The following is a 13,405-nucleotide window of genomic DNA, read 5'->3' on the forward strand; positions in this document are numbered from 1 at the left end:
CCTCCCCTTCTTCGTGGGTATCATGACGCGCTCCAGACATCCCGGTTCCGACCCCTCCTCCGCCCGTCCCTCAGACCGCAACAGCGACCGCAGCGGCGACCGGTCCGGCGGCAGGCAGCAGCAAGGCGCATCTCCGCGGCAGGACGACGGGGACGAGGGAGCGCGTGGCGGCCGCAAGGCGGCAAAGGGAGGACGGGGGCCGGCGGCACGCGGCGTGCTTCTTTACGGACTGCACCCGGTGGCCGCTGCCTTGACCAACCCCGAACGGCGCATCCACCGCCTGATGGTGACCGACTCGGGCCGCGCCGCGCTGGAGCCGGCGATCGCCGCCGCCCGCGCCCAGGGTCTGCAAAGGCCGGAGGCCTCGCCGGCCGACCGGATGGAGCTCGACAGGATGCTGCCACCGGGTGCGGTGCATCAGGGCGTCGTCATCGATGCGTCTCCACTGCCCGATCTGGGCATCGAGGATCTGTGCAACGAGCTGGCCGGGGAAACATCGGCGATCATCGTGGCGCTCGATCAGGTGACGGACCCGCACAATGTCGGCGCCATCCTGCGTTCCGCTGCCGCCTTTGGCGCCCGGGCCGTCGTGGTGACCGAGCGCCATGCTCCGGAGACGACCGGCGTTCTCGCCAAGAGCGCTTCGGGTGCCTTGGAGGCGGTGCCGCTGATCCGCGTCACCAATCTGGCCCGGGCGCTGACCGATCTGCAACAGAACGGCTTCTGGTCGGTCGGGCTCGCCGAATCGGGGCCGTCGACGCTGGCCAAGCTGAATTTGACCGGCAAGACGGTGCTGGTGATGGGGGCGGAAGGCAGCGGCCTGCGCCGGCTGACCATGGAGCGCTGCGACGCCATCGCCCGACTGCCGACCGGCGGACCCGTCGGCAGCCTCAACGTCTCGAATGCCGCCGCGGTGGCGCTGTACGAGGTTGCCCGCCTGCGCGAGTGACCGAACCGCAAGGCTGTCTCGGTCAAGCGCTTGTTTACGCGGAAAAGGGACGCTAAGGTGTGCGTCCCGCAAGCGGCGGGCGCGCCGGATTAGCTCAGCTGGTAGAGCAGCTGATTTGTAATCAGAAGGTCACGGGTTCGATTCCTGTATCCGGCACCAGATTTTTCAACGGCTTAGCGCACCCCGCGCTAGGCCGTTTTGCTTTCCCAGGAAAAACTCGGCCGGGTGCCGGTCTGTCGAGGCGGGTTCGATCCGCCGACACGACGGACTCATCGGACATCTGGGCCGTCCAGTCGCTTGGAGTCCCACGCAGGGCAGTCCTCTTATCTGTCCCGCATCGCCCCGGCATACTGACGTTTCTGCCAAGCATCCGGCATCGACGCCCCATCCGGTTGCAACCAGAGGGCTTTCCGACCCTTTGCAGTCGCCAGGATGGCAACGCGCGCCGGGAAGCTCTTCCGGCCTGTCGCTGTAGGGTTGCACTGTTCCCGCATAGGTCTGGATACGGTACCAGATCTGGGTTATACCCCATGCCGCTCTGGACCGAAATGCCGCTTGAATTTGGAGTTCCGGAACCACAAGCGCGCAGCAGGTATAGCATAAGGGTGGATGATGGTTTTCAGCTCTATCGTATTTATCTTTTATTTTTTGCCAATTTTTATCTTTTGCTATTATTCCCTGCCGCTGAAGCACGGAACGCTGCTTTTCTTCAGCTTGGTTTTCTATGCGTATGGCGAGGTGATCTATACCTACGTCATGCTGTTGTCGATCCTCGTCAATTATGCCTTCGGGCTGTGGATCGCCGGCCAGGAGGGGCGGGGCCGCAAGCTCGCCATGGGTGCCGGCGTCGTCGTCAACCTGGGCATTCTCGTCTATTTCAAGTATCTGGGCTTCTTCTACGGGATGGTGGCCGCGCTGGTGCCCAACCTGTTCTCCGGTCCGCCGCAGGTGCATCTGCCGCTCGGCATCTCGTTCTTCACTTTCCACGCGCTGTCCTACCTGATCGACGTCTACCGCCGTCAGGTTCCGGTCGAGCGCAGCCTGATCTATGTCGCCGTCTACATCACCATGTTCCCGCAGCTCGTGGCGGGGCCGATCATCCGCTTCCATGACATCCGCGACGAAATCCACAACCGCAGGGTCAGTGCCGGGTTGTTTGCCGAAGGCATTCAGATCTTCGTGATCGGCCTCGCGCAGAAGGTGCTGATCGCCAACACGGTGGCGGTGGCGGCGGACCAGATCTTCGCGCTCGACCCGACGGGGCTGAGCCTGCCGATCGCCTGGCTGGGAATCGTCTGCTACACTCTGCAGATTTTCTTCGATTTCTGCGGCTATTCGACCATGGCCATCGGGCTGGGGCTGATGATCGGCTTCCATTTCCCGCTGAACTTCAACTACCCCTACATCGCCCAGTCGATCACCGAATTCTGGCGCCGCTGGCACATCTCGCTGTCGATGTGGTTCCGTGACTATCTCTACATCCCGCTGGGCGGCAACCGCGCCGGTCCGCTGGCCACCTACCGCAACCTGCTGATCGTCTTCTTCCTGTGCGGCCTGTGGCATGGCGCCAGCTGGACCTTCGTCGTCTGGGGCCTGTGGCACGGCGCCTTCCTGGTGTTCGAACGGCTGGGCATCGCCCGGATGCTCGACCGGTCGGTGCCGGCGGTCCGCCATGTCTACACGCTGCTGGTGGTGATGATCGGCTGGGTCTTCTTCCGTGCCGACACGCTGGACCATGCCTGGATCTTCCTGAAGGCCATGGCCGGCGCCGGCCAGCCCAGTCCTCTGGCGCCGCATGTCCTGCAGTTCCTGACGCCGGAAACCGTCACCGCGCTGGTCATCGGCGCGGTCGCCGCGACGCCGCTGCTCGGCCGGCTGGTGCGGGGCGGGCTGGATGCGGTGCGGAACGCGGCCGGCGGGCGCATGCTGGTCGGCACCGGCGAGGCGCTATACCTTGCCGGCCTGCTCGGCATGTTCGCACTGGCCGTCATGAGCCTCGCGGCCGGCACCTACAACCCGTTCATCTACTTCCGGTTCTGACCATGCGAGCGATGTCTCTCGGGATCGTGCACAGCACGCTTTTGCAGAAGCTGTGCATCGGGATTTTCCTGGCGCTCCTCCTGCTGCCCATGATCGGCCAGACGCTGTCCGTCGGAACCGGCGTGACGGCGACCGAGATGCGGGCGCCGAACGAGTTGCCCGGCCTGCCCGCCACCTTCAATGAGTTTTCCGTCCTGCCGCAGCGCTTCGAGGCGTGGCTGAAGGACCATTTCGGCTTCCGCAACGATCTCGTCCTCGCCAACAACTTCATCCGGGTCAAGGTCTTCGGGCAGAGCACCTCGCCGCTGGTCGTTCTCGGCCGGAACGGCTGGCTGTTCTACACGGGCGAGCATGCGCTTGAGCAGACGCGCGGCATCGACCGCTTCTCGCCGGAGGAGCTGGACCGCTGGATCGACGTGATGGAGCGGCGGCAGGCATGGCTGGCGGAGCGCGGCATCCCTATGTTGATGGTCGCGATCCCCAACAAGGAGCGCGTCTATCTCGAGGATCTGCCGGCCTGGGCCACCCAGGTGAATCCGGAAAGCCGGATGGACCAGATCGTGCGGCGGCTGGCGGAGCGTCGCTCGCCGCTGGTGTTCAAGGACATGACCGCCGACCTGGTCGCCGCGAAGAAGAGCATGAAGGTCTACCTCCAGGCCGACACGCACTGGACGGGCGATGCCGCCTTCGCCATCGGCTATCGGCGGATCGTGGAGTGGATCAAGACGGTCCGCCCGGATTTCACGCCGCTGACGCCGGCCGACATGAAGCAGGTCCACGTCATGCGCCAGGGCGTCGACCTCGACCTCGCCCGCATGCTGGGACTGGCCGCGGTTTATCAGGAAGAGGAAGTCCGCTACGAGTCCCTGAGGCCGCCCAAACTGCGCTCCAACGACGTCTCGATGCCGAACGGCATCGTCCAGAACATCCTGCGCGCCGACCTGCCGACGGCCCCCAGCGTGGTGTGGTTCCGCGATTCCTTCACCATCCCAATGTTCCCGTACATCGCCGAAAGCTTCAGCAAGGCGGTGGTCACGGAGCACAAGGGGCTGCGCTTCGACAAGGCGTTGATCGAGGAGCAGAAGCCGGATGTCGTCGTCTACCAGTTCGTCGAGCGCTCGCTCAACAACCCCGTCCCGGCGGAGTGAGCAAGGGTAGGCCGGGAGCCTACCCTCGCCAATTTGCGCCCCGGCGCTGACGCAGACGGGCCCTGCCCACGACGAGCATCAGGCCGAGCAGGGCCCCGCCGCATCCCATGAACGCCACCATCAGTCCGGCTCCGAAAGTCGGCGGCATTTCTCCGCTGATGGACCCGTCGGGCAGCACCGTCGGAGGCAGGCAGCACAGGACACTGGCCGCCCCTGCACTGCCGCCGGCGATCGGGATCGCGCAGCAGGCCCAATAGAGCCGCCGCCATCCGCGGACACGGACCGTCAGGACCGTCGCCGCAAGCAACAAAATCACTGCAATCGCCAGGATGCCGAACGCCAACAGCGTCAGTCCGGTGTCGGGCATCGGGCGCTCCCATGGCGTGGGGTGGTCTGGCCGGGTCTTACGATCACCGATAGCCTACCGATATGTCCCGGCGGGGAACCCCCGGCAGGGCGCGGCGGTTGGTGAAGGCATCGGAATGCCCCTCACGGCAGTTTGCGCGAAAGGCCGATCATGACCAAGCCCCATCCCGAGTCGGACGACCGGACGCCCACCACCCCCAGCGCGGAAGCGAATCGGATGCGCGCGGACATCGACCGCGGCCTGACCGGCGACAAGGTTCCCGCCACCGATCCCGCCGCAGCGCCGCTCGGCACCGATGACGAAGCCGCCGGCACCACCCCGCCGCATGGCATCTCCCGCGATGCGGTCGTTCCCGGCAGCCAGCGCATGCCGCCGGGGCAGAAGAAGGGCGGCGACACGCTCGACACCTGATCGGGAGCCCCGATCCGCAGACGGCAGAAAGCCCGGCCGGGTGTTCCCCGGCCGGGCTTTCTTGCGATTCGGCGGCGCACTGCCGCCGGCCTGGAAAGCGATGCTTAGAAGTAGCGCTCCGGAATGCGGACCACGTCGTCCGGCATCACCGAGGTGGTGATCGGAGCCTTGCGGATTTCCTTCTTGGGATCGCTGCCGCGGGTGATGAGGACGAAATCCTCCTTGGCGCGATAGGTGTAGCCGCCGGCCATCGCCACCGCCGACAGGGCGGTCATGCCGTTGACATACTGGTACTGGCCGGGATTGCGCACCTCGCCCAGGATGAAGAACGGACGATGGTTCAGCACCTCGACGCTGACCTTCGGGTCCTTCACATAGCCGGCGGACAGCCGGGTCGCGATTTCCTTCTCCAGGTCCCGGGTGTTGCGGTCCTTGGCCGAAACCTCGCCGATCAGCGGCATGGCGACCTTGCCGGTGCCGTCGACGCGGAATTCGCCGGACAGCTGCTCTTCGCCGAACACGATGACGCGCAGCGCGTCACCCGGGCCGAGACGGTATTCGCCGATCTGACCGGCGCTGGCGGTCTCCATCGGCGCGTCGTTGCCGCCGGCACAGCCGACCATTGCAACGGCGAGCGCGGCCAACCCGATCCCCTGGCCCAGCGCACGGATCACCTGACGTCGATTCATCCCTAAACCCTTTCCCTGGCTGGTGGATGCCTGCCACAGCGCCGGTCCGGCCCCTTCGACGGGTCGGTTCCGAGGAACCGCCCCATCCGCCGGCCGCCTTGCAGCGGCGCCCTTTGGTCACGCACCTGAATTCGGGTGGAGACTAGCAACTCGCAAGCGCTTGGGAAAAAGTGGAGAGGAATTACCGCCTTCGGATCTGTTCAGTACATCGCCATCGTTCATAAGAGCAGGCATAAGAAAAGGGCGCCCGTCATAGGACGGACGCCCTGCCCTGTTCAGCGGAACCTTTAGGACCTTCGGCCGGGACTTTCCCGGTCGGCCAACCCGATTCCGCCGGATTACCTGCTGGATTACATCTGGGCGCCGAGTCGCAGATAGATCAGGTTGTCGCTGTACTCGGCGGAGCTGATGTTGGAATTGCGCTTTTCGTAGGTATAGCCGCCGGTCAGATACAGGTTGCGGTTCATCTGGTAAGTGCCGCCGACGCCGGCCGTATAGACCTTGTCGTTGCGGTCGTTGCCGTTGAAGTCGTCCTGGCGGTATTGCAGGCGGCCGTTCAGCACCAGCGAGCGCAGAAGCTCGTGGTCGACACCCAGGGCGACCAGGGTGCGGGTGTAGCTGGAGGCGGTGCCGAAGCCGGGGCTGGCCGACGTCTCGCGCACCTGGCGGCTGGCGGTGGCGCTGATGCCGGTCAGCTGGGTGACCGCCCAGTTCACGCGCCCGCCGAAAGACAGGCCGCTGAAATCCTCCAGCCGCGAATCCTTGTAGTTGCGGACGAGGTAGCCGGCGAAGACCTCGCCGGTGATCAGGCCGGTCAGGTCGGTGGCCAGACCGCCAACCACCTCGTAGCCGTCCGAGTCGCGGTCGAGACCGAAGGAGTCGCGGTCGTTCTTGTGGCGGGTCCAGGAATAGGTGCCCTGGACGAAGGCCTCATAGCCTTCGATGAACTCATAGCCGACACGGCCGACCGACGCGTATTCCCAGCGGTCGCGGTCGCCCTGGCGGGCGACGCCGCCGCCGATCAGGTCGACGTCGTCGTAGGAGATGTACTGGGCCGAACCGGAAACGCGGGCGCGCAGGCGGTTGAAGCGCTGGGTGTAGCCTGCCTCGCCGCCGCTGGTGAGGAAGGTCACCGGCTCGGCATAGCCCTGCAGGCTGTTGATGTCGCCGCGGCCTTCGTGATTGCGGCGGTGGAACAGCTGGCCGTCCAGCGCACCGCCCTTGTTCACGTCGAAGCGGCCGTCGGCCTGCACGGCATAGTCCGTGTAGTTCTCGCCGGAATGGTCGCTGTAGCGGCCGGCATCGGCCGAGGCCGAGAAGTTCAGCGCGTGGGCCGAGAAGTCCGACTTGATGTCCAGCCGCGGCCGGACCGTCCAGATGACGTCGTCCTCGTGATTGTCGCGCGTGGCGTAGACGTTGGTGTCATAGGTGGCACCGGCTTCCACGCGCGGCAGGAACAGGAAGGAGCCGGCGCGCAGCCCAAGCTGCTCCAGTTCCGGCCGGCGGCGCTCCAGCACGGTTTCGCCACGCTGCAGGTCGTCCTGGGCGGCGGCGGGAAGCGACGTCAGCCCGGTCGAGGCGAGAGCGAGAGCGAGAAGGGAAAGGGTGCTGGTCTTCATGGAGTCACCGCGCTTGGCTGGGTTCGGTCGGCTCACTGGGCCGGGGGTCCGGCTCCTTGGTGGGAGGCGCGCCGCCGCCGGTCTTCGGCCAGAACCCCGGCCGGGACCGCTGCGGACGCATCCTCGGCAAAGACACAACAAACCGTGCTTCCCACGCAACAGTGAAGCCCATGCACCGCTGCTTTTGCCGACCCCTGTGGTGTGGCCGCAACAAAAAGCTGCCGGCCGGTCAGTGTCGCCTGAAACGGTGCTCTGCTTGATTTCAGCGTCTTTTTCAAATGGTCCTAAGATGAAGGTCATAGAGCAAAGAGGCGAAGCCGATGACGCAACAAGGGTCCTGCTTTGGAACCGCCCGCCCGGCGATGGGTTGTTCATCACGTTTCTTGACCCGCAAAGGTGCCGCATGACCCGCCGACTCGACACACCGCCCCCGCCGCCCTCGACCAAGCGCCCGCCCGACGCCACCACCCCGCCCTACACGCCGGGCGGCGTGACTCCCCCTGAAAAGGACGATGCGGCCAGCCCGGCCGAAAAGACCGCTCCGCCCGACAGCTACCCGCCCAAACGGACGCCCTGACCGAAAGCAGCCGGTGAAATGCGGCGGCGGCGGACGCGTATCGCGCCGCCGCGGTCATGAACCGGCGGTGCAGACCCTCCGAATTGCGACAGAATCCGTTCGCCGCTTATTTTCAGGCTTGCGGCGCTTCTTTTGTTGCGCAAGCGATGACATTCGCATTCCTGTGGCTCTATGCCGCATCTGCGAAGATTGCACTGCGCCCATTGTGTTTTCTACCCTTTCCATGAGGAACGCATGATGGACGCATCGGATGGTGACAGGCGGGAAACGCCGCGCCATCCCTGCCCACGCAGCCGGGAGCGGCGGTCCGTGTCCGCCCCAGCCTTCGCCCCGGACCGAAGGCGGGCGCGAACCACGGGCCCGTTGACATGGACGACTTCGGACGACTGCCTCCCGACGATTACCAGTTGGCCGGCCAGGTTCACCACCGCCTTCGCCGCGCCCATCAGCGTGCCTCGGCGATCTTCATAGACCTGATCGGCGATCAGCTGCTGACGCCCACCCAATGGGGGGCGCTGGCCACGCTGCATGCCGAAGGTCCGCTGTCGCAGAACCAGCTCGGCCGCCTGACCTACATGGATCCCGCCACGACCCAGGGCGTGATCCTGCGGCTGGTGGAACGCAATCTGGTGGAACGCCAGCCCGACCCGCAGGACCGCCGCCGCACCAGCGTCCGGCTGACCCGGATCGGCCAGGCCCTGGTCATAGACCTGATGGCGAACGCCGCCGCCGCCCACGAACAGACGCTGACCCCGCTGAGCGAGGAGGAGCGGGTGCAGTTCATGTCGCTGCTGGCCCGCCTGATGTAGGCGGCATCCGAGAGGGCACCTGCGGGAGGGGCACGGGCGGGAAAACCCCGATCAGTCGGTGACTTTTGCGCCGGGTTTGCTATGAACGCGGTGTGTTGCGTCGCACCGCGACCGGACACGCCGCTGGTCTCTTACGAACCGGGGTCCCCGCAGGATGAAGCACCGCCACCCGACCGCCTCGCCGCTGGCGAAGCTCCTCCGCCCCGCCGCTCTGGGCGCCACCCTGTCCGTCGCACTTGCGGCGGCGGCTCTCACTGCCGGTCCCGCCGCGGCTCAGTCAGCGAAGGAACCGGTGAAATTCTCCGGCGCACCCGTGCGGGTGGGCGAGATCAACAGCTACACCGGCCTGCCCGCCTTCACCATTCCCTATCGCCAGGGCTGGCAGCTGGCGCTGGAGGAGATCAACGCCGAAGGTGGCGTGATCGGCTGCTGCGAGCTTCAGGTCGTCTCGCGCGACGATGCCGGCAAGCCCGACGACGCCGTGCGCGTCGCGCAGGAACTGGTGACGAACGAGGCGGTCGACGTGCTGGCCGGCACCTACTTCTCCCACATCGGGCTGGCGGTCGCCGACTTCGCCGCGCGCAACAAGATGCCCTTCGTCGCGGCCGAGCCGTTGACCGACGCCATCACCTGGTCGAAGGGCAACCGCTACACCTTCCGCCTGCGCCCCAGCACCTACATGCAGGCGGCGATGCTGGTGGAGGAGGCGGCGAAGCTGCCGGCCAAGCGCTGGGCCACCGTCGCCCCCAACTACGAATACGGCCAGTCGGCGGTGGCGTGGTTCAAGCAGCTGCTGAAGGAAAAGCGCCCGGACGTCGAGTTCGTCGCCGAGCAGTGGCCGGTGCAGGGCAAGCTGGAGGCCGGACCGACGGTGCAGGCTCTGGCCGCCGCCAAGCCCGACGCCATCTTCAACGTCACCTTCGGCGCCGATCTCGCCAAGTTCGTGCGCGAGGGCGAGGGCCGCGGCCTGTTCCGCAACCGCAAAGTCGTCAGCCTGCTGACCGGTGAACCGGAATACCTTGAGCCGATGAAGGACGAGGCGCCGGAAGGCTGGATCGTCACCGGCTATCCCTGGGACCAGATCGACACGCCCGCCCACAAGGCCTTCGTCGCCGCCTACACCGCGCGCTTCAAGGAATCGCCCAAGGCGGGGTCCATCGTCGGCTACATCACCATGAAGGCGGTGGCCGCCGCCATCACCAAGGCCAAGTCGGCCAATTCCGAGCCGATCGTCGATGCGCTGGCCGGCCTGACCATCGACAGCCCGGTCGGCCCGGTGACCTTCCGCGCGTCCGACCATCAGGCGACCATGGGCGCCTATGTCGGCACCACGACCGTGAAGGACGGCCGCGGCACCATGAAGGACTGGCGCTACGCCGACGGTGCCAACTACCTGCCGCCCGACGACGCGGCACGCAAGATGCGGCCGGCGGAGTAAGGCGCCCGGTTTCCGGCGCCTCACCCCCCCCATGTCCTTCCTTCTCGTCCAGGCCCTCAGCGGCCTCGCGACCGCGGCGACGCTGTTTCTGGTGTCGTCGGGGCTGACCATTGTGTTCGGCGTGACGCGGATCGTGAATTTCGCGCACGGCTCCTTCTACATGGTCGGCGCCTATGCCGGCTGGTCGCTGATCGAACGGTTCGGCGGCACCCCGGCCGGCTTCTGGGGTTCGGTCGCAGCCGCGGCGCTGGCGATGGGCGTGCTGGGTGCGGCGATGGAGATCGGGCTGCTGCGCCGGCTCTACCGCTCGCCGGAGCTGTTCCAGCTGCTGGGCACCTTCGGTGTCGTTCTGGTGGTTCAGGACCTGACCGCCTGGGCCTGGGGGCCGGAAGATCTGCTGGGCCGACGCGCGCCGGGGCTGAAGGGCTCCATCGACATTCTGGACCAGCCCTTCCCGCTCTACGACCTCGTGCTGATCGGGCTCGGGCCGCTGGTGCTCGGGCTGTTGTGGCTGCTGTTCAACCGCACCCGCTGGGGCACCTTGGTGCGTGCGGCGACGCAGGACCGCGAGATGACCAGCGCGCTCGGCGTCGATCCGGCGCGGCTGTTCACCGGCGTGCTGTTCCTGGGCTGCGCGCTGGCCGGGCTGGGCGGCGCCCTGCAGGTCCCGCGTGAGTCGGTGACCCTGCAGATGGACATGGCCATCGTGGTCGAGGCCTTCGTCGTCGTCGTGGTCGGCGGCATGGGCAGCCTGACGGGCGCTTTCCTCGCCTCGCTGCTGATCGGGCAATTGCAGGCCTTCGGCATTCTGGTCTTCCCGCAGATCACGCTGGTGCTGGTCTTCCTGTTCATGGCGGTGGTTCTGGTGCTGCGCCCGCACGGTCTGCTTGGCCGGGCCGAGGAGGTGCCGCCGACCGCACCGGCCACGGTGACCGTGCCGCTGTCGGCCGGGCGCCATGCCGGGCCGTGGGCGCTGGCGCTGCTGGCACTTCTCGCCGCGGCACCGCTGGTCGCCGGCGATTACGCGCTGATCCTGCTGACCGAGGTGGTGATCCTCGCTTTGTTCGCCGCCAGCCTGCATCTGCTGATCGGGCTGGGCGGGCTGGTCTCCTTCGGCCATGCGGCTTGGTTCGGGCTGGGCGCCTATGGTTCGGCCCTGCTGGTCAAGCATCTGAGCGCGCCGATGCCGCTGGCACTGGCCGGGGCGCCGGTTCTGGCCGGGCTGGGGGCGCTGGTGGCCGGCTGGTTCTGCGTGCGGCGGTCGGGGTTGTATTTCGCCATGCTGACGCTGGCCTTCGCCCAGATCGTCTGGTCGATCGCCTTCCAATGGTATGCGGTGACCGGCGGCGACAACGGCATCCTCGGCGTCTGGCCGCCGGGCTGGGCGGCGGGCAAGGCGACCTATTACTGGCTGACGCTGGGCTTGTGCGGCGGCGCGCTGTGGCTGCTGCGCCGGGCGGCCTTCGCCCCCTTCGGCTACGCGCTGCGGGCCGGTCGCGACTCGGGATTGCGCGCCGAATCGGTGGGCATCGACGTGCGCCGCTTCCAATGGATGGCCTTCGTGCTTGCCGGTACCGCGGCGGGGCTGGCCGGCGGCCTCTATGCCTTCGCCAAGGGCAGCGTCTTCCCCACCCTGCTGGCGGTGCCGCAGTCGGTCGACGCGCTGGTGATGGTGCTGATGGGCGGCATCCAGACCGTCGCCGGGCCGCTCGCCGGTGCGATGGTGTTCCACCTGCTGGAGTCGGAAGTGATGAGCCTGACCGACTGGTGGCGGCTGGTGCTGGGCCTGATCATCGTTGCGCTGGTGCTGGTGTTCCCCAAGGGGATCGTTGGCTTCCTGTCCGGCCTACGGTCTTCCTTCGGGAGGAGGCGGGCATGAGCGAACCGCCCCTGAAGCCGCCTGGGAGCGAGTTGGTGGTGCGCGACCTGCAACGTTCCTTCGGCGGGGTGCAGGCAGTCGGCGGCGTGTCCTTCACCCTGCGGTCCGGCGACCTGCTGGCGCTGATCGGTCCGAACGGCGCCGGGAAGAGCACCTGCTTCAACCTGCTGAACGGGCAGCTGCGCCCCGACTCAGGATCGGTCAAGCTGGACGGCACCGAGCTGGTCGGGCTGCCGCCCCGGCGCATCTGGGCGCTGGGGGTCGGCCGCACCTTCCAGATCACCGCGACCTTCGCCTCGATGACGGTGGCGGAGAATGTGCAGATGGTCCTGCTGTCGCGCGCCCGCCGGCTGTTCGGGCTGTGGCGCCCGGCCGCCGCCCAGTTTTGCGAGCCGGCGCTGGCCCTGCTGGAGCGCGTCGGCATGGGACCCCAAGCCGACCGGCCCTGCGGCGTGCTGGCCTATGGCGACGTGAAGCGGGTCGAGCTGGCGATGGCGCTGGCGAGCGAACCGACGGTGCTGCTGATGGACGAGCCGACCGCCGGCATGGCGCCGGCCGAACGCCTCGCCCTGATGGCGCTGACGGCGGAACTGGTGCGGGAGCGCGGCCTCGCCGTTCTGTTCACCGAGCATGACATGGACGCCGTCTTCGGCCATGCCACCCGCGTGCTGGTGCTCGACCGCGGCCGGCTGATCGCGGAGGGCCCGCCGGATCGGGTGCGCGCCGACCCGCGCGTGCAGTCCGTCTATCTGGGAGGCGAGGCGTGAGCGAACCCCTGCTGACGGTCGACGGCCTCCAGGCCTGGTACGGCCGCGCCCACATCCTCGACGGCATCGCCTTGACGATGGGCCGGGGCGAGGTGGTGGCGCTGATGGGCCGCAACGGCGCCGGCAAGACCACCACGCTGAAGGCGATCATGGGTCTGGTGGAGCGGCGTGCCGGGGTGTTGCGCTTCGACGGGCGCGACCTGTCCGCCCTGCCCGCCCACCGCATCGCCCGGCTCGGCGTCGGCTATGTGCCGGAGGATCGCCGCATCTTCGCCGATCTGACGGTGGAGGAAAATCTGGAGGTCGGCCGCCAGCCGCCCCGCCCCGACGCGCCGGCCTGGACGCCGGAGAAACTCTTCGCGCTGTTCCCCAACCTCGCCGAGATGCGCGGACGCCGCGGCACCCGGATGAGCGGCGGCGAGCAGCAGATGCTGACGCTGGCCCGCACGCTGATGGGCAACCCGTCGCTGCTGCTGCTGGACGAACCGTCGGAAGGGCTGGCGCCGCTGATCGTCAGGCAGATGGCCGAGGCGGTGCGGCGGCTGAAGGCGGAGGGGCTGTCGGTGCTGCTGTCCGAACAGAGCCTGTCCTTCGCCTCATCGGTAGCCGACCGCGCCTGCGTCATCGAAACCGGCCGCCTGCGCTGGACCGGCACGATGACGGAGCTGATGGCGGACGATGGGGTGAGGGCAGCCTATCTGGCGGTATGACC

The 13,405-nt window shown here is 67.3% G+C and carries 13 protein-coding genes and 1 tRNA gene; 11 read left to right on the forward strand and 3 right to left on the reverse strand.

Features of this window, described 5'->3' with window-relative positions; genetic code table 11:
• The first annotated feature begins 13 nt into the window (after positions 1 to 13).
• The 4 genes from rlmB to VH569_RS07220 all read left to right on the forward strand — a co-directional run bounded on the left by rlmB (position 14) and on the right by VH569_RS07220 (position 4,137).
• Entirely contained in the window at positions 14 to 949 is a 936-nt protein-coding gene (rlmB, locus tag VH569_RS07205) for a 23S rRNA (guanosine(2251)-2'-O)-methyltransferase RlmB (protein ID WP_423314727.1), read from the forward strand.
• 83 nt (positions 950 to 1,032) lie between these two features.
• Positions 1,033 to 1,108: transfer RNA gene (locus VH569_RS07210), tRNA-Thr, on the forward strand.
• Positions 1,109 to 1,663: 555 nt separating this feature from the next.
• Positions 1,664 to 2,989, forward strand: a complete 1,326-nt coding sequence (locus VH569_RS07215) for an MBOAT family O-acyltransferase (protein ID WP_423314728.1) — start codon at positions 1,664 to 1,666, stop codon at positions 2,987 to 2,989.
• A gap of 11 nt (positions 2,990 to 3,000) precedes the next feature.
• Entirely contained in the window at positions 3,001 to 4,137 is a 1,137-nt protein-coding gene (locus tag VH569_RS07220) for an alginate O-acetyltransferase AlgX-related protein (RefSeq protein ID WP_423314729.1), read from the forward strand.
• Between the two features lie 19 nt (positions 4,138 to 4,156).
• Here VH569_RS07220 and VH569_RS07225 read toward each other — a convergent pair whose 3' ends face one another.
• Positions 4,157 to 4,504 (reverse strand): hypothetical protein, encoded by a 348-nt coding sequence (locus tag VH569_RS07225; protein ID WP_423314730.1) that lies wholly within the window; start codon positions 4,502 to 4,504, stop codon positions 4,157 to 4,159.
• Between the two features lie 150 nt (positions 4,505 to 4,654).
• Between VH569_RS07225 and VH569_RS07230 the strand changes: the two genes are divergently transcribed.
• Positions 4,655 to 4,915: a hypothetical protein gene (locus VH569_RS07230; protein WP_109051349.1), complete on the forward strand. Its 261-nt coding sequence runs from the start codon at positions 4,655 to 4,657 to the stop codon at positions 4,913 to 4,915.
• A gap of 104 nt (positions 4,916 to 5,019) precedes the next feature.
• Here VH569_RS07230 and VH569_RS07235 read toward each other — a convergent pair whose 3' ends face one another.
• Together VH569_RS07235 and VH569_RS07240 are read right to left on the reverse strand one after the other, a co-directional pair.
• Positions 5,020 to 5,604 carry a polysaccharide biosynthesis/export family protein gene (locus VH569_RS07235; protein ID WP_423314731.1) on the reverse strand — a complete coding sequence of 195 codons (585 nt, stop codon included), beginning with the start codon at positions 5,602 to 5,604 and terminating at the stop codon, positions 5,020 to 5,022.
• A 350-nt stretch (positions 5,605 to 5,954) separates the two neighbouring features.
• On the reverse strand, positions 5,955 to 7,223 hold the full coding sequence (locus tag VH569_RS07240; protein WP_376958344.1) for an outer membrane beta-barrel protein: 1,269 nt from the start codon (positions 7,221 to 7,223) through the stop codon (positions 5,955 to 5,957).
• 403 nt (positions 7,224 to 7,626) lie between these two features.
• Here VH569_RS07240 and VH569_RS07245 point away from each other — a divergent pair, with 403 nt between their 5' ends.
• The 6 genes from VH569_RS07245 (at position 7,627) to VH569_RS07270 (ending at position 13,403) form a co-directional block, all read left to right on the forward strand.
• Positions 7,627 to 7,800, forward strand: a complete 174-nt coding sequence (locus tag VH569_RS07245) for a hypothetical protein (protein ID WP_158285612.1) — start codon at positions 7,627 to 7,629, stop codon at positions 7,798 to 7,800.
• A gap of 368 nt (positions 7,801 to 8,168) precedes the next feature.
• The gene (locus VH569_RS07250; protein WP_109051352.1) at positions 8,169 to 8,609 is read left to right on the forward strand and encodes a MarR family winged helix-turn-helix transcriptional regulator; all 441 of its coding nucleotides are present in this window, start codon (positions 8,169 to 8,171) and stop codon (positions 8,607 to 8,609) included.
• A 154-nt stretch (positions 8,610 to 8,763) separates the two neighbouring features.
• Positions 8,764 to 10,047 carry an ABC transporter substrate-binding protein gene (locus VH569_RS07255; RefSeq protein WP_109051353.1) on the forward strand — a complete coding sequence of 428 codons (1,284 nt, stop codon included), beginning with the start codon at positions 8,764 to 8,766 and terminating at the stop codon, positions 10,045 to 10,047.
• Positions 10,048 to 10,078: 31 nt separating this feature from the next.
• A complete protein-coding gene (locus VH569_RS07260) occupies positions 10,079 to 11,926 on the forward strand; it encodes an ABC transporter permease (RefSeq protein WP_423314732.1) in 1,848 nt (615 codons plus the stop codon).
• A complete protein-coding gene (locus VH569_RS07265) occupies positions 11,923 to 12,693 on the forward strand; it encodes an ABC transporter ATP-binding protein (protein ID WP_423314733.1) in 771 nt (256 codons plus the stop codon). Before VH569_RS07260 ends, VH569_RS07265 begins: the two co-directional genes overlap by 4 nt.
• Entirely contained in the window at positions 12,690 to 13,403 is a 714-nt protein-coding gene (locus tag VH569_RS07270; RefSeq protein WP_423314734.1) for an ABC transporter ATP-binding protein, read from the forward strand. The genes VH569_RS07265 and VH569_RS07270 overlap by 4 nt, the downstream gene beginning before the upstream one ends.
• Positions 13,404 to 13,405 lie beyond the last annotated feature (2 nt).

The sequence above is a fragment of the Azospirillum sp. 11R-A genome (assembly GCF_049472615.1).
GTDB classification, from domain to species: Bacteria; Pseudomonadota; Alphaproteobacteria; order Azospirillales; family Azospirillaceae; genus Azospirillum; species Azospirillum palustre.